We start from the raw sequence: 26335 nt of genomic DNA, 5'->3' as shown, positions 1-26335 counted from the left end.
GTTATTTGCCTGACTGCTTTTTGGATTTACGTACCGAGGGAGTGATGGCTACATGTTTTTTTAGTATGGCATGAATAGCACGTTTAACATCGCTACGCTCTCGGTATTGCCACAATCGCTCGCGTGCCTCTTTAGATGCTCGAGTTAAATCAAGCATCGGCTCTGGGTAATCTTCACCAAGTTTAAAGTCATTAAATAATGCTTCCATGGGCGTTTGTTCCCAAGGTTGATGTAAATATTCAATGGGGAGCTTTTCAAGTTCGGGGCACCATTTTTTTATAAATGCGCCGGTTGGGTCTTGATCCTCCGATTGCTTAATTGGGTTGTAATGACGAATAGTATTAATACCGGTGACAGAGGCTTGCATTTGAATTTGCGGATAATGAATACCTGGCTCAAAGTCTAAAAAGTAATTAGCCAGCGGAAAACTTGCCTGTTGCCAGCTGATGTTTAAATGATGGGTTACAAAGCTCACCAGCATAGCGCGCATTCTAAAGTTAATATAACCGGTGGCTTTTAAACAACGCATGCAGGCATCAATAATAGGAATACCGGTTTGCCCCTGTGCCCAGCGTTCAATATCGCTAGTAACCTTAGCGTCATCACGATACGGAAATGCATGGTAACCCGGATTTAAGGCTTTAAATTCCATGCTGCATTCGCTTTCAAACTTTTGCATAAAATGGCAATGCCAATGTAGGCGAGATACAAACGCAGCAAGCGGACGCTTCCAGCCTTTTTTATCGGGATGGGTTGAATGGTATGCGTCTATCGCCATTTGATACACTTGCCTCAGGCTGATATTTCCCCACGCTAAATAGGGCGATAACCTAGAGCAATGCGTACGGCTTAAGCTTGGGCTGGATATTCCTTTTTGATAACCCTTACCGCGTTCAGCAAAAAAGCTTTGCATTACTTCACGGGCAAGTCGCGGCCCTCCGAGTTGAAAATTGTCATCGTCAGTCGTGTAATTGTCTGGTAACTCTGGCGATTGGTAGTGTGTGAGTGTCACTGTTTTAATGTGTTTCCAATCTGGGATGGCAATTGGCGCTTGCATTGTTTGTTGCCAGCATTCATTCCAATTATTGCGATTTTTTTTACCCCGAATGACAGCCCCCGTTGGTGACTCTAACCAGTTAATCTGATTATGTTGGCACCATGCTTTAATCGCTTTATCGCGCTCAAATGTATTATTTAAGCCGATTTCTTGGTGACTAAAGAGATTAATTATTTCAAACTGGGTGAGTAGCTCTTCAAGCAACGACTGCATATTTTGTTTAAATATGTACACGCAGCTATTAAAGCGATCAAGTTGTTGGTTTAAATCACATAGTGACTGATACACAAAGCGCCAATGTCGCTCGTTATAATGAGCATCTTCGAGTAACAGCGGCTCAAAGTTGTACAGCAATAATGTTGGAAGCCCATTGCTAAACGCATGTTTAAGCGGTTGATGATCGCTTAAGCGTAAATCGCGTTTAAACCAGACAATGTTTATTTTTTGGCGCATGAAATTAAACTATTTGCTAACGGTGTAGTATTAATGAAGATCCAATCTATAAGTACGTATTGCCTAGTACTAGGGTTTAGTTTTTAACTTAAAAGTGAGAAATAATGTTTTTAGATTTAATTCAAAACAACAACCGCTCTGTTTATAGCTACTTAGTTGGCGGTATTAGTCCACGACCGATTGCATGGATAAGCACCCTAAGTAATGAGGGGGTAAGCAATATTGCACCTTACTCTTTTTTTACCGTAGCAAGTTGTCAGCCTGCAGTGCTAAGTGTGACTCAAGTTAACCCCAGTGATAAAGCCAATAAAGATACACTGACAAATTTACTAGCCACCAAAGAATGTGTGGTTAATATTGTTAGTCATGCCTTAGTAGAGCAAATGAACCAAAGCTGCGCTAATTACCCTAATAATGTCAGTGAGTTTGATGAGGCCAGCATAGAGAGAGTCCCAAGCCAGTTAGTTAATCCGCCGAGTGTTGCAGCTTCAAAAGTACGCTATGAATGTAAGCTTCGAGAAGTGATCACTATTTCAGATAAACCAAGCGGTGGCAAAATGATGCTCTTAGATGTAGTGGGAATTTTTATAGATGACGCCACGTTGGTAAATGGCTACATAGATCCGACACGTTTAGATGCAGTAGGTAAAATGGGCGGCGATTACTTTAGCACCACCAAAGATAAGTTTGTACTAAAACGCCCACAACTTTAAAGGTGAGCGTTTTAATTACATCAGGTTAAACAGCACGCTATTTACTCTGTTTTTGGTAAAAACAGTGCACTCATTGCCCCCAAAAAACCTAACCCACTGTAAAGCAAAATAAGCTCTGCGGTTGATAAAAACGATTCTAATAAGCCTATGCTGCCCAACATCAGTAATAAAACCCCAATAACGGTATTACTAACCGACACATAATCGGTGCGTTTGTTATCCTCTGCCATATCGACGAGGTACGTTTTTCGCCCTAAGCGTACTCCTTGGTGCGCAACTGAGAGTAAAAAGTACAAAATAGGCATAGCCCACCAATTTAGTAGCAGCTCGTTATACCAAGTTGCAATAACAAATACAGCCAGCCCATTAATGGTAACCAAAGTGGCACTGAGTACCAGCACTCGCTGGCTAGATAAGTCACTTAAGCGCCCCCAAATCGGCGCTGAGACTAGGCTTGCAAAGCCGGAAACGGCAATAAAGGTGGCAAGTAAAGAAAATTCAAACGACTGTTTATTGGCTAAAATAATATAAAAAGGGGCACTCAATGCTGAACAAAGCAGTAAGGCACGTGTAATAACAAAATGCGCAAACTGTTTGTCTTGGTATAAAATTTTTAACTTTGAAAACGCGTGCAATAGGCCATTATTAGCTCCTTCGGTAGCGCCACTATATTCGTTAATTTGTGCATAAAAAAACGCGGCAATCAGCCACATTAATGCACCCAGTAGTAAAGCGATGATCACAATGTCTTGATCTTTTTGCTGTGAAAAAAACCACATCATGATACCAAACGTTAAGGTGGCAAAACCGGCAATGCTCGCAGCAAGCCCGCTAATGTTACCGCGTTGCTGTTTAGGAATAACTTTGCCCAGCACATCTTTTGCAGCGACAGAGTTAAACCCTCTGGCAAGGCTAAATAAAATTAATAAGCCAATAATGGCGTAGCCTGCTTGTGCGCCCTTGAGGGTGAACGCCACCGCAACCATGGCTAAAATGCATCCTGCTTGCATCACTGCACCTATTACCCATACCCATTTACGAACGGGGAGTTTGCGAATAACGTTAGCAATAGCAAGTTGGGGCAGCAATGAACCCGATTCTCTAATTGGTACTAACCAAGCAATAAAACTCGCTGGTACATTTAAGCTTTGCATTAACCATGGCAGCGTTATTTTTGGATTAAGCAGTGCATCGGCAAATTTACTAAACAGCTGGCTAATGAGTAAAATAATAAAATTACCAGGTACTTCCTGACAGGCATTGTCGTCGATGGCCTTGCAAGCTCGGGCGTCTTCTTCATTGTTTAAGCGTTTATAGATTTGTTCTTTTGTCAGTTTTTTCACAATTAATAACTACGCTATCAGTGTAAATATTTAGATATATTAAGATGGTATGCTTAACTTTTCTACTGTTGGGATTACAAAGTCATTTTACCTGCTAAGAATAAAGGAACCCCAAATAAACACAAAAAAATCAGCTAAGCGCTGATTTTTTGTTTGTACTAAAGCAGCGTCTTATTCAAAATCACGAGCACTGTGGCGCTCTGCCATTTGTTCTTCTTCTGGGCCCCAAGTACGATTAACACGGCGGCCTCGTTTTACACCTGGGCGCACAGCTATTTGCTTAGCCCAACGAACCACATGGGTATAAGATGCAACATCTAAAAATTCGGCGGCATCATATAAGTCGCCTAATACCAGTGAGCCATACCATGGCCATATTGCAATGTCGGCAATTGAATATTCGCTGCCTGCCATGTATTCGTTGTCACTTAAATGGCGGTTTAGTACATCTAGCTGACGCTTAGTTTCCATGGTGAAACGGTCAATCGGGTATTGCATTTTGGTTGGCGCATAGCTGTAAAAGTGACCAAAGCCGCCACCTAAATAAGGCGCCGATCCCATTTGCCAAAACAGCCAATTACGACATTGTGTTTTAGCTTGAAAATCATTAGGAATAAGCGCATCAAACTTTTCGCCAAGGTATTGTAAAATAGCGCCTGATTCGAATACAGGGGTTGCTGGTGTTGTAGAGTGATCCATCAACGCAGGTATTTTTGAGTTTGGGTTTATATCAACAAAATCAGAGCCAAACTGGTCGCCTTCACCAATATTAATTAAATAAGCATCGTACTCAGCCTCAGTAATACCAAGCTCCAATAGCTCTTCAAACATAATACTGACTTTTTGCCCGTTGGGGGTCGCTAATGAGTAAAGCTGAAATGGATGTTTGCCAATAGGCAATGTTTTATCGTGAGTTGCTCCTGCAATTGGGCGGTTAATGTTTGCAAATTTACCGCCACTTTCACTGTCCCATGTCCATACTTTAGGCGGGATGTATTCGTTGTTTTCACTCATAAATAACCTCTATCTTTATTAAACGCGTGTTTTAGTTGTTGCTTGCTGATCTTTTAATTTATCTGCTTTTGCTAGTTTATAGCCTAAAAACAATCCACTTAATGCACCAAACAAATGGCTCTCAAACGAGATATGAAAACGCTGTAGTAATACGCCCCAGATAAAGCCGCTGTATAAAAATGCCACGATAACAGCGATAAAAATCGATTTAAATGAACGCCTTACAATGCCATAGCATAAAATAAAGCCCCACAAACCATAGATGACTCCGCTTAGACCCACATGAATATTACTGCGAGCAAACATCCAAACTAATAGACCACCTACTAAGGCGGTGAATATAAATACACTATAAAAGCGCTGTACGCTGTACTGGCAAATTAACCAGCTTAATACAGCAAATGGCAACATATTACTGGCAAAATGCCACCAGCTACCGTGTAAAAAGGGAGCACAAAGAATACCAACCAGCCCTTGAATACTTCTTGGATAAATACCTAAACCGTTTAAATTAATGCCTGGTAGGCTATTAATAAGCTGCAATACAAAACAAATAATAATAATGCTAAAAATAGCAAAGCGGGTACTGGTAATAAGTGAAAGCGTGTTTGGTTTAGTGGCCATAGTGTGATCCTAATTTACCGAAAGTGTTGCCAGTATAGGAATTGTATAAGGTAATGAAAAGCAATTAAAAAAGCACAGCATAAAATGCTGTGCTGATTTGAGTTGTTGGCTGCTCTATTAACCTAGTTTAGTTAATAGCTTTTTAGCTGCAAGTTCTGAGCTTGCTGGGTTTTGACCGGTGATCAATAAACCATCTTCTAGAGCAAGTACGCCCCAATCATCGGTTTTTTGGTAATCGCCACCTTTTTTGATAAGTTCGTCTTCAACTAAAAATGGAACAATGTCAGTAAGTTGTACAGCAGCTTCTTCGCTGTTAGTAAAGCCCGTTACTTTTTTACCGGCGACTAATGCATTGCCATCAGCGTCTTTAGCATTTAAAAATACCGCACTTGCATGACAGACGCCAGCGACTGGTTTTTGCTCTTTAATAAAGCTTTCAATGAGCGATACAGAATCGGTGTTATCGACTAAATCCCATAAAGGGCCGTGACCACCAGGGTAGAATACGGCGTCATAATCAGAAGAGTTTACTTCGCTTAAAACTTTAGTATTTGCCATCAGTGTTTGTGCACCACTGTCTGCATCGTAACGTTTGGTTGCCTCAGTTTGAAAATCAGCAAGTGTACTAGTTGGGTCAATCGGTGGCTGACCGCCGTTTGGAGAAGCCAATGTTACTTCAATACCTGCATCAACAAATGCGTAATAAGGGGCTGCAAATTCTTCTACCCAAAAACCAGTTTTTTCGCCTGTGTTACCAAGCTCTGCATGTGATGTAATAACCATTAGTATTTTTTTAGCCATGTAAGGTATTCCTTATGATGATTTAAATTAATTAATCTTGCTTGATAAACACTATATGCACTAAGAGAGCTTTAAACAACGATGATAAATTTAACTTAATTGATTCAATAATTGATACAATTAGGGGTTGAAGTTAAAACCGCATTGGAGCACCTATGAAAGTCTCGTTTGAACAGTTAAAAAGTATGGTGGTATTTGCACAAATTGTAGAGCAGGGCAGCTTAACTGCAGCGGCAAAACAATTAGGGCTTACCCGTGCTGTAGCGAGTTATCACTTAAAAAAATTAGAAACACAGCTTGAAGTGACGCTACTTAACCGTTCTACCCGCACCATGGCGCTAACCGAAGCCGGAATGGCCTATTATGAGCGTTGCCGTGTTATTACAGAGCAAGCTAATGCCGCTAATCAGCAAATAGAAAATATAAAAAGTGAACCTCAAGGGTTATTAAAAATAAGTTGCCCAGTAAATGTAGGGATGCAGTTAATTGTACCGGCAATAAATACCTTTAAACGTCAGTACCCTAAAATTGATATAGATTTACAGCTCACAGATGACGTTGTGGATATTATTAAGCACGGGTTTGATTTTGCAATTAGAGGGGTTGCACTGCGCGATTCGAACTTACAAGCCACTAAGCTCACTACTATGAGTACCTGTATTTGTGGTGCGCCCGATTATTTTGCGCATTTTGGTAAACCCACCACACCCGATGAGTTGGCAAAGCATCAATGGGTGGTTTATCAATTAGGCAGTAAAACGCTGACCTTACAAAAAGAAGGCAAAAAGGTCGATATTACAATGCAAGGTAGTTTAAGCACCAATAACGCTGCTGCACGCACTGCGTTTGTAGAGGCGGGGCATGGTATTGGCCGTATTCCACTTTATGATGCATGGCCAAAAGTACAAGCGGGTTTGCTGCAAATTATACTTGATGATTATAAAAGCAAAGACATTGAGCTTTATGGGGTGTTCCCGCCTGGGGCGGCGGGCTCTAAAAAACTGCGTTTGTTTATTGATTATTTAAAAGCGTATTTTGTAAAGCAACATACCGCATTAGGTATGCTTAAATAATAGCGCTTAAAGCACTCGGTTAAACAAAGCAACGGCTTGCTGATACATGGTGATAGCAAGTGCTGCGTCGTACCGCTCGCCTTCATCACGCATAAAGGCATGTTGCGCGTTCACTTCTTGCCATTGGTAATTAATACCCGTACTAACCGCTTGTTGATAAATTTTGTCGCGACCTTGTTGTGGCACATGGGGGTCTTGTTTTCCCCAAATAAAGTGGATTTCACCTTGTATATCGGCCATACGTTCAAATGAATTATTCCCTTTTTGTGCGGGAAGAGTATCGCTATGAATATCAGTGGGATATAAGCAAAAAGCAGCTTTTATTGCGGGGTTTAATGCGGCCCTATACGCTAAATGCCCACCAATACAAACACCCATTGCACCCACAGAGCCAGTACAATAATCGTGTGTTTGTACAAAGTCGATTAACGCTTGGGTATCGCTGTCGTGAGATTCAAGCGGTTTTGCCCATTTATCGTTATTGCCTTTATCTTTACCTTCGTCATCATAAGCAAGCACTGTCCCGATAGGGTTAAGCTCATGAAATACTTCTGGTACAAGTACCACAAAACCATGACTTGCCAAAATAGCGGCGCTGCGAGCAATAGGCGCGGTTTGCTGAAAAATCTCAGAGTAAAAAATAATGGCTGGGAATTGCCCGTGAGCGTGTGGGCGATAAACCGTAGTGCGCATTAACCCCGTTGGGGTAGGCAAGTCAGCATGGTGGTGTTGGATGATCATAAAAGTGCTCAGTTAAATCATATATAAAATATATGGTAACTGAGCGCGATAAAATAAACACGCCTTAAAGTTTAAATACTTGCAGGCATGTTATTACAACTAGCATAGTAACTTACGGTTGCTGGCCAATCGGAAAAGATACCCATTACACCTACGTCTTGCGCTAACACATCAACCACAGTGAACATATCGCCATCGTTATCTATAACATCACTAATTGACTGATAATAATAACCGCCACCTTGATTTAGAGGGCCTGAGCGCTCAAGACTCCATGCAATGATACTAAGCCCCGCGGCTTTAGCGTCAATGGCATACTGTGAGGGAACAATATTACTGTTGTTATCTATGCTTAATAGCATCCATATGGGTGGCGCAATAATTTTAACGCCGTCGTTTACGAGCTCTGCCATAGATGGCTGCCATGTTACAGCGTTGTTTGGATCAAACCCTGCATTGCTGTCGCGCCCATCTAAATAGACACTCTGCGCTGCAAATTCAGGATTAGTATTAATCCAATATTCTACGTCGGCTAAATTAAATGATTGCGGATACACTCGCGAAGCGGGTACATCCATTTGCGTGTATTCATCCAGCATTTTTTGTGCGTATTGCGTTTGGGTCATACCGTTAAAAGGCATACTTACTTGAGGGGATTTAAGCTCTGGGGTCATTTTTACTCCCAGCTCTTTAAAGAGTGCAATACTTTGTTTGTGGGTCATGAGTGTACCAGAGGTGGCGTATAAGTCAGTGCGCCAACTGGGTGTACTTTTCATGTAATCGCTAACATTGGTGGCACTGGTGTTCGCGCCATCCATCTTGCCCTCAAGAGTTAAAAATTCTGTCAAACTAATATCACTGGTACAACATTTAGCTGAAGCAGGCGTGCCACTGTTAGAGTTTGCTGGGGTAAATGGCTCACTACATTTAGCAGCCAATGTTGGAATGGCTAAAATATTGGTGGTGGTGTGCAAGTCGCACTGAGAATGACGACATACTAGCTCTTTATCATTGGTAAAGGTTACATCGCATTCGACAACACCTGCTCCCATGCGAGCGGCTGCAATATAAGATTCTTTAGTGTGTTCTGGGTATTGCATTGGAGCACCGCGGTGACCAATTGAAAAATCAGTACGATAAAAAGGACCTTCCTTGCACGATTCTAATTTTGTTTTTAGTGCGCTGCTAGCCATAGCGTCAACTAGGTAGTCTGGGCGAGTACCTAGTTGAATATTAGTGCCTTGTGCTACTTCAACAATAACCGGGGTAGATACTTCAACAATTTCAACGTCAGTGTTGGTAACAACCACTTCTTTTTCGACTATTTTTACATCGTCATCACAGCCAGTAAGTGAGCTTAATAATAAAAAAGTTGTTAGAAAAGGTATGCGCTTCATTATTTGTCCTTAAAAATAAAAGTGGACGCTACCTTACTAATTATTAATGACAATTTCACTACAGAGTGATTAATTTGCTGATTTAGTCATTATTTGGTTTACCACTAAGGCAACCAGCATCACTCCCGCGCCAATGCTTAATCTAAGTAGGTCAGCGTCTCGATTCCAAATAAGCACATTAACAATTATACCGGCAGGAATAAGTAAGTTGTTCATCACCGCCAGCGCACCAACATTGACAAGCGTCGCGCCTTTATTCCACATAAAGTAGCCTAAACCAGAGGCCACAATACCTAAATAAATCAGTATGCCCCATTGAGTTGAGGTACTTGGTAATTTGTTAAGATCACCAAATAAGGCGTAACAGGCGCTTGCAACAATTAGTGCGCCAATAAAAAACCAACCAAATACGGTTTTATCATCGAGTTGTTTATTAAGCATTAATCGTTTGTAGGTTACTTGGCCGATGGCAAAACTAATATTAGCGCCTTGAACCAGTAATAATCCGACTAAAAAGTTACTGTCTAAGTTTTCATAACGAATGGTAATAGCACCTAGTACGGCAATAAACGCAACGATAAAAAACTGCGGATTAAACTGTTTATTTAGCGCATCGTTTAAAAGCGTAATGTAAAGCGGGGTCATTACAGTAAATAACAGCACCTCAGGCACACTTAAAAACAAAAATGAGTGGTAATAAAAGCCATACATAACCCCCAGTTGCAGTGCGCCTATCAGCATGAGTTTACATGCAAGCGGGGTGGGGATTTTCTTTAAAAAAGGCAAAAATACTAACGCTGCTAAAGCAACACGAATTAACACACTAAACCATGCATCAACTTGGCCTGCTAAATACACACCAATTAAACTAAACGAAAACGCCCAAAGAAGGGTAACTGCAAATAAATAGCCCATAACACTCATCTTGTCTTAAGTAATGGTGTCAGTTTATCTGTTATATATTGTTCTATAAACAATAAAAGCCCGCAAGCGGGCTTTTATATCAGCTGATTAAAAATATTAATTAATCAACTAAACCACGGCGCTTAAGCAGGGCGTCAGTGGTTGGTTTTTGGCCTCTAAACTCAATGTAGCTTTGCATTAAGTCACGGCTATTACCTTTTGATAGGATCTCTTTACGGAACTTATCGCCATTTTCGCGCGTTAAGCCACCGTTGTTTTCCATGTGAGCAAACGCATCGGCTGCAAATACTTCAGTCCACAGGTAAGCGTAGTAACCTGCTGAGTAACCACCTGCAAACGTATGGCTAAAGTAGTTTGATTTATAACGCGGCGGAACAGGGTAGTAATCAATACCATGTGCCTTTAATGCGTCACTTTCAAACTGCTGTACGTCAGTTATTTTCTTATCAGAACCAAATGAATGCCATTCCATATCCAGTAGTGCTGCTGCTAAATATTCAGTGGTACCAAAACCTTGGTTGAACTTTTGCGACTCAAGTACTTTATCAAGTAGTGCTTGAGGAATTGGCTCTCCAGTTTTGTAATGTTTAGCGTAGTTAGCAAGTACCGTTGGTTCAATCATCCAATCTTCGTGTGCTTGTGATGGAAATTCAACAAAGTCACGTGCTGTTGCAGTACCCGCTAGGCTTGGGTATTTAACGTCAGAGAATAAACCGTGTGCCGCATGACCAAACTCGTGGAACATAGTTGATACTTCGTCAAACGTCATGAGCGTTGGCTCGCCTTCAGCCGGCTTTGGAATGTTTTGTGCGTTGTAAATAACAGGTTTAGTGCCTTTTAAGCCGCTTTGGCTTACGTATGCACTCATCCATGCACCGCCACGCTTACCTTCACGTGCATATGGGTCCATGTAAAATAAACCAATTGCGCTGCCATCGGCGTTAAATACTTCAAATGCCATTACATCGTCGTGGTAAACCGGCAGGTCTTTACGCTCTTTAAAGGTAATACCGTAAAGTTTTTCCATAGCGAAGAACAGGCCGTTATGGATAACCGACTGCATTTCAAAATAAGGCTTAACTGAGGCTGGATCAAGGTCGTATTTTTCAGCGCGTACTTTTTCTGCGTAGAAAGACCAATCCCATGGTTTAAGTTCAAAGTTTTCACCCGAATCATTAATTACTTTTTGAATTGCTTGTGCTTCTGCTTTCGCTTTTTCAACGGCTTTTGGCGCTAAGTCATCTAAAATGCCGTACACGTTATCAGTAGTTTGCGCCATGCGTGAAGTCATTACATAAGAAGCCCAATCTTTAAAGCCTAACAGTTCTGCTTTTTGTGCGCGCAGGTTAGTTTCTTTAATAATGATAGGGCCATTTGTTTTAGCAGCACGATTGGTTGATGCTTTAAAAATTTGCTCACGTAGTTCGCGATTTTCAAGGCTTGCTAAAATAGGCTGTTGCGTGGTGTTTACTAAGGTGATCATGTAGCCATCTTTGCCTGCTTTTTTAGCAGCGGCTGCAAGACCGGCAATTTCACCTTCAGATAATCCCGCAAGTTTGCTTTTATCAGTAACCATAATGACGTCTTCTTTAAACGATTTTAATACGTTTTGAGAAAACTCAGTTGATAGTTTTGCAAGCTCTGCGTTGATTTCACGCATTTTTGCTTTTTCAGCATCGTTTAATTTTGCACCGGCTTTTACAAACTGTTTGTAGTAAAAATCGACTAGGCGTTGATCTTCAGCGCTTAACTTATCTTTATTGTCGTACACCGTTTGTACACGTTTAAACAATGCACCATTTAAATAAATGTCATCAGAGTGAGCCGAGAAAACTGGCGCCATTTTTTTATCAATACGTTGGTATTCATCGTTTGAAATAAGGCCTGATAGGTTATAAAACGCAGCTGATGCGCGGTTTAGTAGCTCGCCTGCCAGCTCCATTTCAACTAAGGTGTTTTCAAAAGTGGCTGGCGCTGGGTTGTTGGCAATTGCCAATATTTCTGCATTGTGCTGTGCAATACCTGCATCAAATGCGGCTTCGTATTCAGTCGTACCAAACTTATCAAACTCAGGTGCCATGTATTGAAGTGGACTTGGTTTGAACAATACATTGCTTGCGTTAATGTCTTGAACTTGCGCTGCGGTTTCTTGTGTTGTTTCTTTAGTGCTCTCAGAAGAGCAGGCAGATAATAAAAGTGCACTAGCAATCGTAGTGGCAATCAGTGTTTTACGCATAATAACTCCATAGAAAAAATAGCCGAAATAGGCTTAGTGAGTCGAAAACACAGTTAACTTACCAAATTTTGACTTATATACAACAAAGTTTATCTATTTAAAGCAGGATTTAAACGCAAATTAGATTGCAAAAATAGCTTTAGTAGATAAAAGCAGCAGTACACAGCCCAAATTACCCCAAGGTCAAGGCAAGCATGTCGACACGAGGCAATCACGGTTGTTTTACCGTCATTATTTTAAACAGACTGTTACTTATTTAATTTAACCACATGCTAGACTCACTCAATTATTAGCATTTACTGATTTACAAACTGCTAGCTTATTTTTATATGGAATAATCATGAATATAGAACAAATTAACGACATACTAGGTTTTGTGCTGTTTAGTTATAACGACGTACATATTACGGTTGCTAAAGTCATTCAAGTCCCACTGATTTTATTTACTATGTGGTTTGTGGTTACACGTATTGGTAAATTGATTAAGAAGTCATTACTTGCTCGAAAAATGAGCCCAGATGCAGTGCATTTATTCACGCGTTTTTATTTTATTTTAAGTATTGCGATTTTACTTTTTACCTCCCTTGAGGTGCTCAACATTCCACTAACCGCATTTGCCTTTGTATCGGGTGCCATTGCCATTGGTGTGGGGTTCGGTGCACAAAATATTATTAATAACTTTATTAGTGGCTGGATATTAATGTGGGAGCGTCCAATCCGCATTGGCGATTTTCTAGAAGTTGGCACTGCAAAAGGGGTGGTTGAAACTATTAACACTCGCTCTACCCGCATTCGCAGAAACGACGGGGTGCATATGCTGATCCCGAATAGCCAGTTATTAGAAAATACGGTTACAAACTGGACGCTCATTGATGGCAATGCACGCTCGTCGGTAAGCGTAGGCGTAGCTTATGGCTCTGATGTATTACTGGTTAAAAAGTTAATTCAGCAAGTATTAGATGAACATGAAGCCATACTCGTAACGCCCCAATCAACCGTGTTGTTTGATGACTTTGCTGACAGCTCGCTGGTCTTTAATGCTATTTTTTGGGTGTGCGCTGAGTCTGAAACTCGCTTAAGGCAAGTGCGCAGTGATATTCGTTTTAGTATTTATGAAGTGTTTGAACAACACGATGTGGTTATTGCATTCCCGCAGCGAGATATTCATATTGATGGTGAAATTGCACTGACGCGTTCTTTAGTGAAAAAGTAGTATCTAAAAAGCACCGCCATATTTGGCTATATTTTTTACTGGTTTATTGTAAGGACATATGTCCGCTTTTGGGTGTTTTTGTTGCTAAAAGTACACTAAAAGTCGGGATAGTGCGCTTAAGTGTTAAAAATAAGTTTATATTTTTCGCGCTCAGTATGCGGTAAATTAATTACAGCATGGTATAATCTCGCGCATTCAGTCAGCCTTATTTATGCCGTTTTTGTACTCTCGGTAATAAGGTCCGCGCCGCATAGAGCAAGTCGCGAAAAATTGACTGAATCCGTAATTATTTAATTGCGCAACACATCAACCGTTGAACAAGAGTGCACTAAAAAGGTTAACCCCGACATGAAAGCAATGAAAAGATCTACGTTAGCAACCCTTATCAATGCAACGTTGTTCTCTGCCGTAGCAGGTACTTCAATTTCAGCTGTAGCCGCTGAGCAAGAAACTACTGCTAAGAAGAACCAACTAGAAGTTATTCAAGTAACAGCTCGTAAACGAGTAGAAAATGCCCAAGAGGTTCCTGTTGCTGTTTCAGCCCTGCAAGGCGATAGCTTAGATGCTTACAGCTCAGCTGGTATGGATATTCGTTTTATGAATGCGAAAATCCCAAGTTTATCTATTGAATCTTCATTTGGCCGTTCATTCCCACGCTTTTATGTACGTGGCCTTGGTAACACTGATTTCGATTTGAATGCTTCACAGCCTGTGTCGCTTGTGGTTGATGAAATTGTACAAGAAAACGCAATCTTAAAAGGTTTCCCTGTATTTGACGTAGCACGTGTTGAAGTGCTTCGTGGCCCACAAGGTACGTTGTTCGGCCGTAATACGCCTGCTGGTCTAGTTAAATTTGATACCGTAAAACCAAGCCAAGAATTTGAAGGCTATGGCTCTGTATCTTACGGTAGTCGTGGTGCTGTTGACTTTGAAGGCGCTGTTGGTGGTTCATTAACAGATCGTTTATCAACACGTGTTTCAGTACTTTGGCAAGATAAAGACGATTACATTGATAATCGTGCACCAGGTTTTGAGCAAAAAGATGCCTTAGGCGGTTATACTGAACAAGCAGCCCGTATTCAATTTTTATATGAAGGTGACGATTTCACTGGATTATTTAATTACCATGGTCGTGATTTAGATGGTTCACCAATTCCGTTCCGTGCCAATACTATCAAGCCTGGGACTAACGAATTAGTTGATGACTTTGAGAATGACGTGGTGTATCACGATGCCGCATCTCGTGCGACGCAACAAGTTGAATCACAAGGTGCAAGCCTTAAGCTTGAGTGGGACTTAGCTAACCATACAGTAACGTCAATCTCTGGTTGGGAAAGTGCAGAAATTTACTCTCGTGCTGACATCGATGGTGGTTTGGATACATCTAATCTTCCTAATTATACGGGACCAGGTTCTACTCCTTTTTCTTCAGAAAGTGCTGATGGTATTCCAGACCAAGACCAATACACGCAAGAACTTCGCTTATCAAGTAACTTTGCCGGTGATGTAAATTACCAGGTGGGTGTTTTTTACTTCGACGAAGCATTAACAATTGAAAACTTTAGCTATGATACAGCCAATAATGGCGTATTAAATGGTTTTGTTAGCCAGCAGCAAGACACTAAAGCGTGGGCTGTGTTTGGCTCAGTTGATTACACCATTACTGATGATCTGAAAGTAACCGCGGGTCTTCGTTATTCAGATGATGAGAAAGAGTTCTCAGCAAATCGTACATTTGGTCCATTACCAGGTGAGGCAGGTGCTCCGTTATTTATTGAGCGTGATGTAAGTGATGATCACGTAAGCTGGGATTTATCAGCTAACTATAAAATCAACGATGATGTAAATTGGTATGGCCGTATTGCTAACAGTTTCCGCGCACCAAGTCTTCAAGGTCGTATCTTATTTGGTAGTGAAGTAACCGTTGCAGATTCAGAGACGGTTACTTCGTTTGAGACAGGTATTAAATCTGATGTGTTAGATGGCCAAGGCCGTGTTAACGCAACCGTATTTTATTACACTATGGACGACCAACAGCTAACAGCTGTAGGTGGTGGTGCTAACTTTAACCGTTTATTAAATGCAGATAAAACAACTGGCTATGGTTTTGAGCTTGATTCTGAGTGGGTGTTAAGTGATGAGCTAAATGCTACATTTAATTTAAGCTATAACAAAACCGAGCTTAAAGACGATACTCTTAGTATTGCTGCACCAAGTCGATTGGAGCTTTTAGATCCAATCATCAATGGTCAAGCTATGCTTGATGGCAACAGCTTACCGCATGCACCAGAGTGGATCTCTAACATCACACTTCGTTACACTAAAGAACTCGCTGAAGGTGAATTCTTCACTTACGCTGATGTGTCGTACCGTAGTGAAATTGACTTTTTCTTATATGAATCAGTTGAGTTTGAAGGTAAGCCATTGACAGAAGTAGGCCTACGTGCTGGTTATGCATGGGCACAAGGCGACTACGAATATGAAGTATCAGCATTCGTGCGTAACCTATTTGACGAGCAACAAGCAATTGGTGGTGTTGATTTCAACAACAACACAGCAATGGTTAACGAAGAGCGTTACATTGGTGCTGAATTTAAAGTTAACTTTTTCTAATAGAAAAATTTAACGTTAAATTGTAATTATTGATAAAAGCCTGCCTAGTGCAGGCTTTTTTATTTTTGTAGAGCTGCTAAAGTAGCGCTCATATGTTTATTAAAGAGAAAAAGTAATGGCTGGATTTTGGAATTACCGTGTAATTTTTTGTGAAGCAACCAAAGATGAAGCAGCGCAATATCAAATACATGAAGTGGAATATAACCTAAATGGTAAAGTAACTAACTGGTCAGAAACGGGTGCAGCGCCGTTTGGTACTTCGTTAGATGAACTAAAAGATGATGCTGAGCGCTTAAAAACCGCATTTGAAAAACCCGTACTTAAAGTGATGCGCAAAGCCCGTGGTTACGAGTTAGTTGATGTAAACACCGGTGAAGACGCTTATGCTGAGCCGCCAGCAGGCTTGACTGAGTAACACACATTAATGAAAGGTGCTTAGGCACCTTTTTTAATATTCAGGGCATAGGCTAAACAGCTAATTTACCGCCTTTAATGCCTTATGCTGCAGATATTTTATTCGCGGTTAAAGAGCAAGGCTTAAAAATGGCGTTAGTAACAGGCAGCGCACGCCATGAAGCTGAGCCAATACTAAAAGGATTAGGGTTTTATGATTTATTTGATACGGTGGTTACAAAAGACGATGTAACCAATCCAAAGCCTGCCGGTGATCCTTATTTATTAGCACTTAAAAATATGCAGGTCGCTGCAAAAAATGAGATTGCTGTTGAAGGTACCTTCACTGGTGTAACAGCAGCAAACAATGCAGCCTTAGCCGTTGTAGCGATTGCTAATAAGCACACTGAGCAGCACGACTTCAGTAAAGCAACACAGCAAATGCATAACCTTGAAGAATTTTGGCAATGGCTTCAATCTCAACTATAGTTTAAGCCATATTTAAATTTGCAAGGATGCAGTTATGGTTACTATTCAAAGATACCTATTTATTTTTTTTACGCTTTTTAGTGCGAGTTTATTAGCGCAATTGCCGCAGGTGCAACTTGCTAATGTTTATGATGAAACTAAGCATGAGGATATTCGCCAATACTTGGTGAGTGAAAAGTTTGACGGCGTTAGAGCAATATGGACGGGGAAACAATTTGTTACCCGCCAAGGTAATCCAATTAATCCTCCTAAGTGGTTTACCGCCCCTTTGCCTGATGTTTGGTTAGACGGTGAGTTATGGACCAAGCGGGGGCAATTTTCTGTTCTCAGTGGTATTGTTAGAACAAAAATACCCAACGACTTACTCTGGCAAACAGTGACTTATCAAGTATTTGATATGCCAGATACAAGCACGCCTTTTCATCGTCGCTATCAAAATTACCTGACACTCATTACTAAGTTAAATAGCCCCCATATAAAGGCGGTTAAGCAATATCAATTTAGCGACAATCAACAACTAAGTGATTACTTTAATGAGGTCACCAAACAAGGCGGGGAGGGCGTTATGCTTCATTTAGCAGAGGCTAAGCATTCGAGTGGTCGCTCCAGTGCATTGTTAAAACTCAAACCTTATTTGGATGCTGAAGCGCTAGTTATTGAACATTTACCAGGTAAAGGTAAATACACAGGTATGCTCGGGGCATTGCGAGTGCAAACCAAGCAAGGCGTAACCTTTTCTATTGGCACGGGCTTTAGTGATGAAGAACGCAAGCGTCCGCCAGCCATTGGTTCAACAATCACTTATCGATACCACGGATACACTAAAAATGGTTTACCGCGTTTTGCTAGCTTTTTGCGAGAAAGACCCGAAAAATAAAGAGTGTAGGTCAATTCAGTATATATTTTTTAGCAATTATGCTAAATTGCGCGGCCTTTTTGGTAATGTTTGGTGATCTATGTTTGTTGGTTTTGATTATGGTAGTTCTAATTGTGCTATGGGTGTTTTAAACGAAGAGCGTGTTCAGCTCATCCCTTTAGAGCAAGGCAAACATTATCTTCCATCAACTTTATACACACATCATAGCGCTTTAGTCGTTGATTTTGTTGCGCAGCATTTGCAGGGCTCAGAGCATGAGCATGCCTATAAAACCGCGCGCCAACCCTTACTTAATACACTCCCGCGAATTAAATCAGACCTAGACTTACAAGCCGGAGACGACACTCTATTTATTGGCCGTGAGGCAATTAGTGAATATGTACAATTTCCTGAAGAGGGTTATTTTGTAAAATCCCCTAAATCATTTTTTGGCGCAACGGGCTTAAAGCAAGGGCAAATCAATTTTTTTGAAGATATTGCCACAGCAATGATTTTAAAAATAAAACAACGTGCTGAATTATCGTTAGGGTATACGCTGAGCCAAACTGTTATTGGGCGCCCAGTGAATTTTCAAGCGGTCGGTGGTGAGCAGTCAAACCAACAAGCCGTGGGTATTTTAACACGCGCAGCAAACCGAGCGGGCTTTAAAGATGTTGAGTTTTTATATGAGCCACTCGCGGCTGGGATTGATTATGAAAGTGATTTAACGCAAGACCAAAAAGTATTGGTGATTGATATTGGCGGTGGTACCAGTGACTGCTCATTTGTACAAATGGGGCCAAGTTTTAGGAATAAGCAACAACGAGATGCAGACTTTTTAGCGCATAGCGGAAAGCGAGTAGGCGGAAACGATTTAGATATTGCTTTGAGCTACCATGGTTTAATGCCGTTACTCGGGCTTGGCAGTACGTTTAAGTCAGGTTTACCACTACCTAATCAAGCATTTTGGCAAGCTTGTAAAATTAACGATGTGAAATTACAGAGCCAGTTTTATAGTGCCCAGCATTATCGTGAACTCAGTGCGCAGTTACGCGATGTCAGCGCTCCTGAACTTTATAAACGACTTATTCACTTACAGCAAAATAAGCAAGGTCACCAATTAGTTCAACAAGCTGAAGCGGCTAAAATTGCATTAACATCCGCAAATAGTTTTAATTGTGATTTAGCCTTTTTAGATAACTCATTAAGCAAAGATATTTCAGTCGCTGATTTAGCGCTTGCTGTTGACGATAGCATAAGTCAGATTGTTACCTTGGCTAAACAGGCAATTACTGATGCGAATACCACTCCCGATGTGATTTACTTAACGGGAGGGAGTGCACAGTCTCCATTAATTAAAGCAGCGTTGAGTGAGCATTTAGGCAACATAAAAATGGTGAACGGTGATCACTTTGGTAGTGTAACTGCTGGCCTTACTAAATGGGCCAGCATACTTTATAAGTAAGCTACTATAGAGATATTTGTCGGGTTGCGAGGTATTTTTCGTAATCTGGCAATGTTCGCTCAAGCTCTATATCCATTAATGGTGAGCTAAGTAGCATATCGGCACTCACTTCATTACACGCCACAGGAATATTCCACACAGCAGCTAAACGTAGCAGAGCTTTAACATCGGGATCATGCGGTTGCGAGGCTAAAGGGTCCCAAAAAAAGACTAATACATGTATTTCATGCTCCGCTATTTTCGCCCCGAGTTGTTGATCGCCGCCCATAGGGCCACTTAATAATTGAATAACATCAAGCCCTGTTGTTTTCTCAATTAAATGCCCAGTAGTCCCTGTGCCATATAAAGTGTGTTTACTTAGAGTGGCCTTATGTTTTTCGCACCATAACTTAAGCGCGGCTTTTTTGCCGTCATGTGCTACTAAGGCTATATTTTTTTGCGCAGGTAGAGATTGTATTTTTTGATCCATGCTGATTCTTATTAGTTAGAGTAATAAATTGATAGCCAAGGCAATAAATACAATGCCTGTGAACCTATCAATCCAGAGCTGGCTATTTGGGTGATTTCTAAAAAATTGAGCTATTTTATCGCCGAAATAAATATACGTGCAGTCAATCGGAAAAGCAAAGATTGGATACAGTAGCCCAAAAAACGCCAGCTGAAAGGTTGCAGATGACAAGCTAGGGTCAACAAATTGTGGGATAAAAGCAATAAAAAACAAAGCCACCTTAGGATTAAGCACTTCTGTCATCATGGCTTGAAACATGACATTTTTGTTTTTATTGGTTGTAACATGCGGTTTATCGCTTTGCTCACAAGATGGTGGCATAAACGTGCCTTTAAGCATCATAAAACCTAAGTAACATAAATAGGCTGCACCTGCATATTGTACGCTGGCATAGGCAGTTTCAGAGGCTTTTAAAATAGCGCTTAAACCGACAACCGCAAAAAATGTATGTACTACGCCACCTAACGCAAAGCCAAAAGCACTCTGCATACCTGCTTTTCGCCCATTTGCAAAAGTTTGCGCCATTAAAAACGCGTTTGATGGTCCAGGCGCAACGGCCATTAAAAAGCTAGCGAGTAAAAATGAAAGTAAAAAGTCAGGATTGATCATTAAACAGTACGAAAAAGAAGTGATGAGTGATTTTATCAAGCAAATACAAAAATAAAAAGCGGGCATATTGCCCGCTAAGTTGAGGATACTAAGTTGTTATAAAACTAGCCGTTATGCTTTTAAACATAACGAAGTGCTAAATTTATTAAAAACTAACGGTGATATTATTTGAGCACACCGTAGTGCTCAGCGCTTCACATACTTGATATGTATAGGTGCCGCCACCTTTAGTATTTATACTGTCGGTGTAGGCATTATTATTTGCAGTGGTAATGACTTTGCTACCATTGCGGTAGATATCAACTTGGCTTGTTGCTGCGCCATTCCAACTTAAATCAACAAATTTAGTGCCTTTTGATTTGTAACCTGAAGCGCTAAGAGAAATATCATCAACGCCTGGCTCGGGATCAACACCACCAGTATCGCCACCCGCACAGCCGTTTGCTGTAAGGTAAGCATCAGCGTCAGCCGCTTTTACAATACCATAGCCAAAGTAATCATCACGACCAGCAGCCCCTTGATCTTGCGCAGTTGCCTTTAACGCATCGCGAATTTCTGTGCCTGTACAGTCACTATGATTAGACCATACTAGCGCAGCAATACCTGAAACTGCAGGCGTTGCCATTGACGTTCCACTCATAAAGCCATAATCAGTTGCGCCAATATTAATTGTCACGTTTGTACTAGCGACTAATGCACTACGATCTTCAAATGCAGCGCCTACAGCGGGAATTGTAGTATCGTTGGTATCACCTAGTGTTGCGTATAACATGCCAGCTTCATTGTTGATAATAACCGCACCTACACCGCCTGAGTTTTCACAGTTAGCGACTTTGTCATAAAATGAAATAACGCCGCGGTCAATCATACATACTTTACCAGCCGCCGCTGGATCAACTGTTTCGCCAGTTCCCATAAAGTAGGTACTCGCAGTGATTTGACCTGCATTTTCCATTGCTGATGAATTATATGCTGTGCCATCGGCTGACATACTCGCTGCTGTAGCCATACCTGCAGGGTAGGTCGATACCGTATCAACACCACCAGCAGTTACTTCAACACAAATTGTTTCATCATTAGTTGCGCGTTTACCACGGCCAGATGAACAGCTTGGGAATTGTGAAAAGTCAGCAATTTGATTATCGGCATCATTAGCGCCGACCATCATAACTGATGGGTAGCCTACAGGGTAAGAACGTACGTTATTACCATCATTACCCGCGGCAGCAACTACAAGGCCGCCAGCATTAGTAAAGTTAGCAAAAGCATTTGATTCTGTACTGTTTGAGCCGCCGCCCCCTAAGCTCATGCTAATAATATTTGCACCTGCTTGAGAACATAAATAAGCCGCTTGAGCTAAATCAGATGAGTAACCCCAGCCTGATTCGTTAAATACTTTAATAATGTGCATTGCCACACCCGGTGCCATACCTACCACACCAAGGTTGTTGTCTGCAGCACCAATTGTACCGGCTACGTGAGTACCATGTGGGCCGCCATTATCAAACCAATTACCGGTGCCACTGTCGTTATCACCGGTGATGTTGCCCCAAATAAAGTCAGGGTTTGAGCTATCTAAGCCGGAATCGATAACACAGACTTTCATGCCTGCATTGGCATCAAAAGTTACTTGATCAACCTGTGATTAATAAACGGCATAAGGCGTAATTTGCTGCTGCATTGCATCGCCTACATCATCGTTAAATAATGACATTGGAACGCGCTTATGATCTTCTTCAATGAGTTTAATATGTGGGTTGTTGAGTAGGCCTTTTAAGCTACTTAAATCTTGACCAGTAAATTTTGCGGCAATAAATCCATTACCATCTACTTTAATCTCACCACCTAGTTTTTTAGTAAGCGCTTTAACAACACCTTTTTTATTATTATCAACTTGAATGATGAAGCGATCGTTTGCAGCTTGGGCAGTTCCGGCTGCAAAAATACCAGTAAGAACTAATGCTAAGGCGAGTTTATTCTTTTTCATATTATAATATCCTAGAATTAATTGGTTAACTTTCTGTTAACTTAAACCGACATTAAAATAATAAAAAGCAAAAAACAAGGTGTTTTATCTACAAAAACGAAATTGTTTAACTTTAAAGTAGCCAGTATTAAACAAAAAATATACATTTGTATTTGAATTAGGGGGCGGCTAATCAGGTAAAACCTGAATTAGCCAAAATTGAAGAGTAATAGAAAACGCTTTAGCGCCTAAGCATATTTAGTATAACGAAATAGTAAGTAAGAAAAGGGAATTAATAATAAAAAGTGTGTGCCTATAAGCTCGGGTGTAGATAAGTTTAAATATTGAGTAATAAACACCAATAAACTTGCCCCACTCATTTGCATCGCTCCTAAAAGAGCTGAGGCGGTGCCAGCTTGCTTAGGGAACAGACTTAAAGCTCGTCCAGCGGCAGAGCCAAGTGTTAAAGCAAAACCAAAGGCAGCAATAAACATAGGGATCATTAATGCCAATGGCGTTTTATATTGGCTTAATAACAACATAAGTAAGCCGGCACTCACTAGCACTAAAAGGCCTATTTTTAAGGCTCTTTTAGGTTGGCGTTTAATGTAAATAGGCATAATAAAACTAGCAAGAATACTAAGCACTGCATTGAGCGAGAACCAAAAGGTAAAGTCGGCTACGCTGCCACCTAATTCAGTAATGAGCCAACCAGGAGCCAGTGTTACAAACACTAATATGGCTGACATAGTGACCATACATAACAAGCTATTAAATAAAAATAATGGGGTTGAAATGATGGGGAAAAAGCGTCTTAAATCTAAAATATGCCCCTGGTAATGACTGTCTGCTGGTCGTGTTTCCCTAAACAAGAATAAAGTGACAATAAACCCCAGTAATGCAAAACCGGTTAAAAATAGAAAGTTCATTTGCCAACCAAACTGTACGGTTAGCCAAGCACCTAAAATGGGCGCTAATGCTGGAATAAAGCAAACTATACCGTTTAGATAGGTAATTATTTGGCCACTGCGTTCACTACCAAACTTATCTCTTACTATTGCAAAAGCGACAACAAAGGTAGCGCACGCGCCTAACCCTTGAATAGCACGAGCAAACATCAGTACTAAAAAGCTAGGAGCATAATATGCACCCAATGCCGCCAGTCCATACAAGGCGACCCCAGTTAAGGCGACGGGCTTTCTGCCAAAACGATCAGCGAGTGGACCTGCAATTAATTGCCCCAAACCAACAGTAAGCATAAAAATAGCCACCGTTTGCTGTACTTGCTTTTCGCTCACTGAGAATTGCTCTGCGATAGTGGGAAAGGCAGGCAGGTAAATATCAATGCCCATCGGACAAAAAATGACGAGTAACGCTAAGATAAGTAATAAAGTAAAATTGGGTTTAGCGGGCTGTGTATGCATCAGGTCTCCTTTTGTCGGTATTTTAAGTGGCGACTGATGAAAAAGAAAGGGCTTATGGCCGATGTATCAGCCAAGTTACCTACTTTTAACCTTATTATGATTATTTTTGTTTAAGTATCACACTTCTTTAAACTGATCCGATGTGTTAATTTGCTTTTTAAGCAAAGACAACGGAAAAATAATAATGAGTAATGAGTCTGCATTAATTAAAACATGGCATAAATTTAAAAAGTGGCCATGCGGTAACTGGCTTTTCAGTAAAGCCGTGTGTTTCAAGGCACCTTATTTTGGCTCTATGAAACCCACTATTTTAGATTTAAAAGCAGGGCACTGTAGTGCAGTGGTTAAAAACACACGCCGTGTACATAATCATATTGGAACAATTCATGCGATTGCTCAATGTAATTTGGCTGAGCTGTGTGCAGGAGTAATGGTGGATGCGACGGTACCGCATAAAACACACCGTTGGATACCTAAAGGTATGACAGTACAATATTTAGCTAAAGTAGACACAGACGTTACCGCGATTGCTGAAATTGAGTTACCTCATCAATGGATTGATAAAGAAGATTTAGTGGTGCCGGTAAAGCTTTACAATACCCGAAATGAGTTGGTGTTTACTGCAGATATAACCATGTACATCACAAAGAAGAAGTAATTGCTAAATTATATTTTTATATAAAGCACTAAAAAAAATGGTTTAGTTTATTGACTAAACCATTTTTTGTTCAGGTTTAACTTTTTGCAGTAGACGACTTGTTTACAAACGAAAGGCCACTGTCTTCATTATCAACAATGGCTTTTACATCGTTAACCGGTTTTGGTTTATCTTTAGCATGCTCAATGACTTCTTTTTCAAAGCGCTGCTTTAAACTACCTTCAATAATCGCACCGGCTTCTATGCTTAGTGTGTCATGAAAAATATCGCCAAGTACATGGGCATTATTTTCGATCTTCACTTCGCTTGCATTTAAAGAGCCTATGATTTTACCTTTAACAACAACGCTGCTCGCCTCAACAACGCCTTCAACAACACCGGAGGAGCCGATAACTAAATGCTCAGCTTTAATATCACCGTCAATACGTCCATCAAGTTGCACTTCACCTTGGCTAACTAAAGAGCCTGTAATACGCACATCGTTAGAAATAATTGAGGGAGTATGACTCACTCGCTTGATTGATGAGTCCGTTTTTGCTTGTTTATTTTTACCAAACACGAGAAAGCGCCTTTGTTATTTTTAGTGGATTGACATGCTTGTCGTCTATTAATACTTCATAGTGTAAATGAGTACTTGTACTTCTTCCGGTACTGCCCATTAAACCAATGACATCGTGCTTTGCAACAACTTGGCCTTTTTTAACATTAATTTTGTTTAAGTGACCAAAGCGCGTTACAACGCCATTTTTATGTTCTAATTCAATAAAGTTACCATAACCACCATTGCGTCCAGCTCGGCGTACCGTTGCATCGGCAGGGGCAAAAATTTCTGTTTTATGCCATCCAGCTAAATCAACGCCTTTATGAAATGCGCGTCTTTTATTCATGGGATCTTTTCGAAGCCCAAAGTTGCTCGAAATATAATATTTTGCGGCAGGTAAGGGTAATGTGTTCGGCAAGGCGGTTAAAAAGTTTTCTAGCTGATTTAAAACAAGCAACTTATCGGCAATGGCTAAAAATGTATTGGGTATTTTACTTTCATCAAGTATGTCCAGCGGGCCACCTTGCGCCGTTGTTTGTGCCGCTAATGCGAGGTGCTGTGCAAGTGCATTTTCGAGACCTGTGTCTTGCAATATTTCTAAAATAGCGTCGTGGCGTTGATTAATTTGCGCAGCTAATAAGGTAAAATTAGTATCGTATTGCTGGTTTAATAAAGTGTAGCGCTGCTCAAAACTGGTGGCGTTATTGTCGGCCTGTTTGTTTTGTGACTTGTCATCTTCGAGCGGTTCATGGATTTCGCTCTCATTTATAGGGGAGGAGTCAAGCTCACCCTCTAATTTAATGGCGTCTTTGCTAATAGAGGCAGGCAATGATTCAATCATACCTTGTAGTAAAGCTTGTTTTTGTTCTAGTTCAGCTAACTGTTCTTGTTGTAATGCGTAGCGTTGCTGCTGCTGCTTTACTTTTTGCTGCCACTGCGCTTGCTTATCAAGTTGAGTTTGTTCGATATGTGATATTTGATGTGTTTGCATATATACACGAATACTAGAGACACTCATCCACGCAATAGCGGTGATAATAATAGCGAGTACAGAAACTTGTAACCATGGCGCCAAAACCACATGCTTTACTTCGCCATTTTGGCGAATAAGCAGCTGGCGAGCTGGGAAGCTTTTATGAAAAAAAGATTTTATGAATGCAGACATGTCACATATATACTGGCTATTAACGGATTCAAGATAGCAATTTCAACTAAAAAAGCCAG

At 40.8% G+C, this 26335-nt stretch carries 22 protein-coding genes and 2 pseudogenes; 9 read left to right on the top strand and 15 right to left on the bottom strand.

The window, feature by feature from the left end; translation table 11 throughout:
• Position 1: 1 nt before the first annotated feature.
• Complete coding sequence (locus CWC14_RS06390) at positions 2 to 1510, bottom strand: cryptochrome/deoxyribodipyrimidine photo-lyase family protein (protein WP_138561929.1); 1509 nt, start codon at positions 1508 to 1510, stop codon at positions 2 to 4.
• A gap of 104 nt (positions 1511 to 1614) precedes the next feature.
• On the opposite strand from CWC14_RS06390, the gene CWC14_RS06385 reads away from it, so the two are divergent.
• Complete coding sequence (locus CWC14_RS06385; protein ID WP_024601926.1) at positions 1615 to 2223, top strand: flavin reductase family protein; 609 nt, start codon at positions 1615 to 1617, stop codon at positions 2221 to 2223.
• A 41-nt stretch (positions 2224 to 2264) separates the two neighbouring features.
• Here CWC14_RS06385 and CWC14_RS06380 read toward each other — a convergent pair whose 3' ends face one another.
• The 4 genes from CWC14_RS06380 to CWC14_RS06365 form a co-directional block, all read right to left on the bottom strand.
• Positions 2265 to 3566 carry an MFS transporter gene (locus CWC14_RS06380; RefSeq protein ID WP_138561927.1) on the bottom strand — a complete coding sequence of 434 codons (1302 nt, stop codon included), beginning with the start codon at positions 3564 to 3566 and terminating at the stop codon, positions 2265 to 2267.
• Between the two features lie 171 nt (positions 3567 to 3737).
• A complete protein-coding gene (gene yghU, locus CWC14_RS06375) occupies positions 3738 to 4580 on the bottom strand; it encodes a glutathione-dependent disulfide-bond oxidoreductase (protein ID WP_138561925.1) in 843 nt (280 codons plus the stop codon).
• A gap of 18 nt (positions 4581 to 4598) precedes the next feature.
• On the bottom strand, positions 4599 to 5204 hold the full coding sequence (locus tag CWC14_RS06370; protein WP_138561923.1) for a rhomboid family intramembrane serine protease: 606 nt from the start codon (positions 5202 to 5204) through the stop codon (positions 4599 to 4601).
• 117 nt (positions 5205 to 5321) lie between these two features.
• Positions 5322 to 6005: a type 1 glutamine amidotransferase domain-containing protein gene (locus CWC14_RS06365; protein WP_138561921.1), complete on the bottom strand. Its 684-nt coding sequence runs from the start codon at positions 6003 to 6005 to the stop codon at positions 5322 to 5324.
• Positions 6006 to 6160: 155 nt separating this feature from the next.
• Between CWC14_RS06365 and CWC14_RS06360 the strand changes: the two genes are divergently transcribed.
• Positions 6161 to 7078, top strand: coding sequence for a LysR family transcriptional regulator (locus tag CWC14_RS06360; protein WP_033103835.1), 918 nt, complete (start codon positions 6161 to 6163; stop codon positions 7076 to 7078).
• Between the two features lie 6 nt (positions 7079 to 7084).
• Here CWC14_RS06360 and CWC14_RS06355 read toward each other — a convergent pair whose 3' ends face one another.
• The 4 genes from CWC14_RS06355 to CWC14_RS06340 form a co-directional block, all read right to left on the bottom strand.
• On the bottom strand, positions 7085 to 7819 hold the full coding sequence (locus CWC14_RS06355) for a dienelactone hydrolase family protein (protein WP_033103836.1): 735 nt from the start codon (positions 7817 to 7819) through the stop codon (positions 7085 to 7087).
• Positions 7820 to 7890: 71 nt separating this feature from the next.
• Complete coding sequence (locus CWC14_RS06350; protein WP_138561920.1) at positions 7891 to 9216, bottom strand: glycerophosphodiester phosphodiesterase family protein; 1326 nt, start codon at positions 9214 to 9216, stop codon at positions 7891 to 7893.
• 69 nt (positions 9217 to 9285) lie between these two features.
• Complete coding sequence (locus CWC14_RS06345; RefSeq protein WP_171036830.1) at positions 9286 to 10131, bottom strand: carboxylate/amino acid/amine transporter; 846 nt, start codon at positions 10129 to 10131, stop codon at positions 9286 to 9288.
• Between the two features lie 109 nt (positions 10132 to 10240).
• Positions 10241 to 12376 carry a M3 family metallopeptidase gene (locus CWC14_RS06340; protein ID WP_138561918.1) on the bottom strand — a complete coding sequence of 712 codons (2136 nt, stop codon included), beginning with the start codon at positions 12374 to 12376 and terminating at the stop codon, positions 10241 to 10243.
• A 340-nt stretch (positions 12377 to 12716) separates the two neighbouring features.
• On the opposite strand from CWC14_RS06340, the gene CWC14_RS06335 reads away from it, so the two are divergent.
• The 6 genes and pseudogenes from CWC14_RS06335 to yegD all read left to right on the top strand — a co-directional run bounded on the left by CWC14_RS06335 (position 12717) and on the right by yegD (position 19405).
• Entirely contained in the window at positions 12717 to 13589 is an 873-nt protein-coding gene (locus CWC14_RS06335; RefSeq protein WP_138561916.1) for a mechanosensitive ion channel family protein, read from the top strand.
• A gap of 348 nt (positions 13590 to 13937) precedes the next feature.
• Positions 13938 to 16202 carry a TonB-dependent receptor gene (locus CWC14_RS06330; RefSeq protein ID WP_138561914.1) on the top strand — a complete coding sequence of 755 codons (2265 nt, stop codon included), beginning with the start codon at positions 13938 to 13940 and terminating at the stop codon, positions 16200 to 16202.
• A gap of 115 nt (positions 16203 to 16317) precedes the next feature.
• Positions 16318 to 16617, top strand: coding sequence for a hypothetical protein (locus tag CWC14_RS06325; protein WP_016899420.1), 300 nt, complete (start codon positions 16318 to 16320; stop codon positions 16615 to 16617).
• A gap of 62 nt (positions 16618 to 16679) precedes the next feature.
• Positions 16680 to 17084: pseudogene (locus CWC14_RS06320) on the top strand (HAD family hydrolase); the annotation flags it as partial.
• Between the two features lie 34 nt (positions 17085 to 17118).
• Positions 17119 to 17961 (top strand): DNA ligase, encoded by an 843-nt coding sequence (locus CWC14_RS06315; protein WP_138561912.1) that lies wholly within the window; start codon positions 17119 to 17121, stop codon positions 17959 to 17961.
• Positions 17962 to 18040: 79 nt separating this feature from the next.
• Positions 18041 to 19405: a molecular chaperone gene (yegD, locus tag CWC14_RS06310; protein WP_138561910.1), complete on the top strand. Its 1365-nt coding sequence runs from the start codon at positions 18041 to 18043 to the stop codon at positions 19403 to 19405.
• 4 nt (positions 19406 to 19409) lie between these two features.
• On the opposite strand, the gene CWC14_RS06305 is transcribed toward yegD, so the two are convergent.
• The 4 genes and pseudogenes from CWC14_RS06305 to CWC14_RS06290 form a co-directional block, all read right to left on the bottom strand.
• Entirely contained in the window at positions 19410 to 19874 is a 465-nt protein-coding gene (locus CWC14_RS06305) for a methylglyoxal synthase (protein ID WP_013464445.1), read from the bottom strand.
• A 15-nt stretch (positions 19875 to 19889) separates the two neighbouring features.
• Complete coding sequence (locus CWC14_RS06300; RefSeq protein ID WP_024602846.1) at positions 19890 to 20522, bottom strand: LysE family translocator; 633 nt, start codon at positions 20520 to 20522, stop codon at positions 19890 to 19892.
• Positions 20523 to 20667: 145 nt separating this feature from the next.
• A pseudogene (locus CWC14_RS06295) lies at positions 20668 to 22509 on the bottom strand (S8 family serine peptidase).
• A 227-nt stretch (positions 22510 to 22736) separates the two neighbouring features.
• Complete coding sequence (locus CWC14_RS06290) at positions 22737 to 23912, bottom strand: multidrug effflux MFS transporter (protein WP_076921471.1); 1176 nt, start codon at positions 23910 to 23912, stop codon at positions 22737 to 22739.
• A 184-nt stretch (positions 23913 to 24096) separates the two neighbouring features.
• On the opposite strand from CWC14_RS06290, the gene CWC14_RS06285 reads away from it, so the two are divergent.
• Positions 24097 to 24570 (top strand): hotdog fold domain-containing protein, encoded by a 474-nt coding sequence (locus CWC14_RS06285; RefSeq protein ID WP_138561908.1) that lies wholly within the window; start codon positions 24097 to 24099, stop codon positions 24568 to 24570.
• A 76-nt stretch (positions 24571 to 24646) separates the two neighbouring features.
• Here CWC14_RS06285 and CWC14_RS06280 read toward each other — a convergent pair whose 3' ends face one another.
• The gene (locus CWC14_RS06280) at positions 24647 to 25129 is read right to left on the bottom strand and encodes a bactofilin family protein (protein WP_013464451.1); all 483 of its coding nucleotides are present in this window, start codon (positions 25127 to 25129) and stop codon (positions 24647 to 24649) included.
• Complete coding sequence (locus CWC14_RS06275) at positions 25119 to 26276, bottom strand: M23 family metallopeptidase (RefSeq protein ID WP_138561906.1); 1158 nt, start codon at positions 26274 to 26276, stop codon at positions 25119 to 25121. The genes CWC14_RS06280 and CWC14_RS06275 overlap by 11 nt, the downstream gene beginning before the upstream one ends.
• Between the last annotated feature and the right edge of the window lie 59 nt (positions 26277 to 26335).

The organism is Pseudoalteromonas sp. S3260 (genome assembly GCF_005886925.1).
Taxonomy (GTDB): domain Bacteria; phylum Pseudomonadota; class Gammaproteobacteria; order Enterobacterales; family Alteromonadaceae; genus Pseudoalteromonas; species Pseudoalteromonas tetraodonis.
The sequence above is the reverse complement of the archived record's forward strand: the minus strand, read 5'-3'. Positions and strand labels throughout refer to the sequence as shown.

Bases quoted from the DNA above. Each gene is read 5' to 3' on its own strand.
- CWC14_RS06300 (WP_024602846.1), bottom strand. From the start codon at position 20,522: ATGATCAATCCTGACTTTTTACTTTCATTTTTACTCGCTAGCTTTTTA.
- CWC14_RS06365 (WP_138561921.1), bottom strand. From the start codon at position 6,005: ATGGCTAAAAAAATACTAATGGTTATTACATCACATGCAGAGCTTGGT.
- CWC14_RS06390 (WP_138561929.1), bottom strand. From the start codon at position 1,510: ATGCGCCAAAAAATAAACATTGTCTGGTTTAAACGCGATTTACGCTTA.
- CWC14_RS06325 (WP_016899420.1), top strand. From the start codon at position 16,318: ATGGCTGGATTTTGGAATTACCGTGTAATTTTTTGTGAAGCAACCAAA.
- CWC14_RS06355 (WP_033103836.1), bottom strand. From the start codon at position 7,819: ATGATCATCCAACACCACCATGCTGACTTGCCTACCCCAACGGGGTTA.
- CWC14_RS06335 (WP_138561916.1), top strand. From the start codon at position 12,717: ATGAATATAGAACAAATTAACGACATACTAGGTTTTGTGCTGTTTAGT.
- CWC14_RS06305 (WP_013464445.1), bottom strand. From the start codon at position 19,874: ATGGATCAAAAAATACAATCTCTACCTGCGCAAAAAAATATAGCCTTA.
- CWC14_RS06285 (WP_138561908.1), top strand. From the start codon at position 24,097: ATGAGTAATGAGTCTGCATTAATTAAAACATGGCATAAATTTAAAAAG.
- CWC14_RS06315 (WP_138561912.1), top strand. From the start codon at position 17,119: ATGGTTACTATTCAAAGATACCTATTTATTTTTTTTACGCTTTTTAGT.
- CWC14_RS06290 (WP_076921471.1), bottom strand. From the start codon at position 23,912: ATGCATACACAGCCCGCTAAACCCAATTTTACTTTATTACTTATCTTA.
- CWC14_RS06275 (WP_138561906.1), bottom strand. From the start codon at position 26,276: ATGTCTGCATTCATAAAATCTTTTTTTCATAAAAGCTTCCCAGCTCGC.
- yghU (WP_138561925.1), bottom strand. From the start codon at position 4,580: ATGAGTGAAAACAACGAATACATCCCGCCTAAAGTATGGACATGGGAC.
- CWC14_RS06340 (WP_138561918.1), bottom strand. From the start codon at position 12,376: ATGCGTAAAACACTGATTGCCACTACGATTGCTAGTGCACTTTTATTA.
- CWC14_RS06330 (WP_138561914.1), top strand. From the start codon at position 13,938: ATGAAAGCAATGAAAAGATCTACGTTAGCAACCCTTATCAATGCAACG.
- CWC14_RS06385 (WP_024601926.1), top strand. From the start codon at position 1,615: ATGTTTTTAGATTTAATTCAAAACAACAACCGCTCTGTTTATAGCTAC.
- CWC14_RS06350 (WP_138561920.1), bottom strand. From the start codon at position 9,216: ATGAAGCGCATACCTTTTCTAACAACTTTTTTATTATTAAGCTCACTT.
- CWC14_RS06345 (WP_171036830.1), bottom strand. From the start codon at position 10,131: ATGGGCTATTTATTTGCAGTTACCCTTCTTTGGGCGTTTTCGTTTAGT.
- CWC14_RS06360 (WP_033103835.1), top strand. From the start codon at position 6,161: ATGAAAGTCTCGTTTGAACAGTTAAAAAGTATGGTGGTATTTGCACAA.
- CWC14_RS06370 (WP_138561923.1), bottom strand. From the start codon at position 5,204: ATGGCCACTAAACCAAACACGCTTTCACTTATTACCAGTACCCGCTTT.
- yegD (WP_138561910.1), top strand. From the start codon at position 18,041: ATGTTTGTTGGTTTTGATTATGGTAGTTCTAATTGTGCTATGGGTGTT.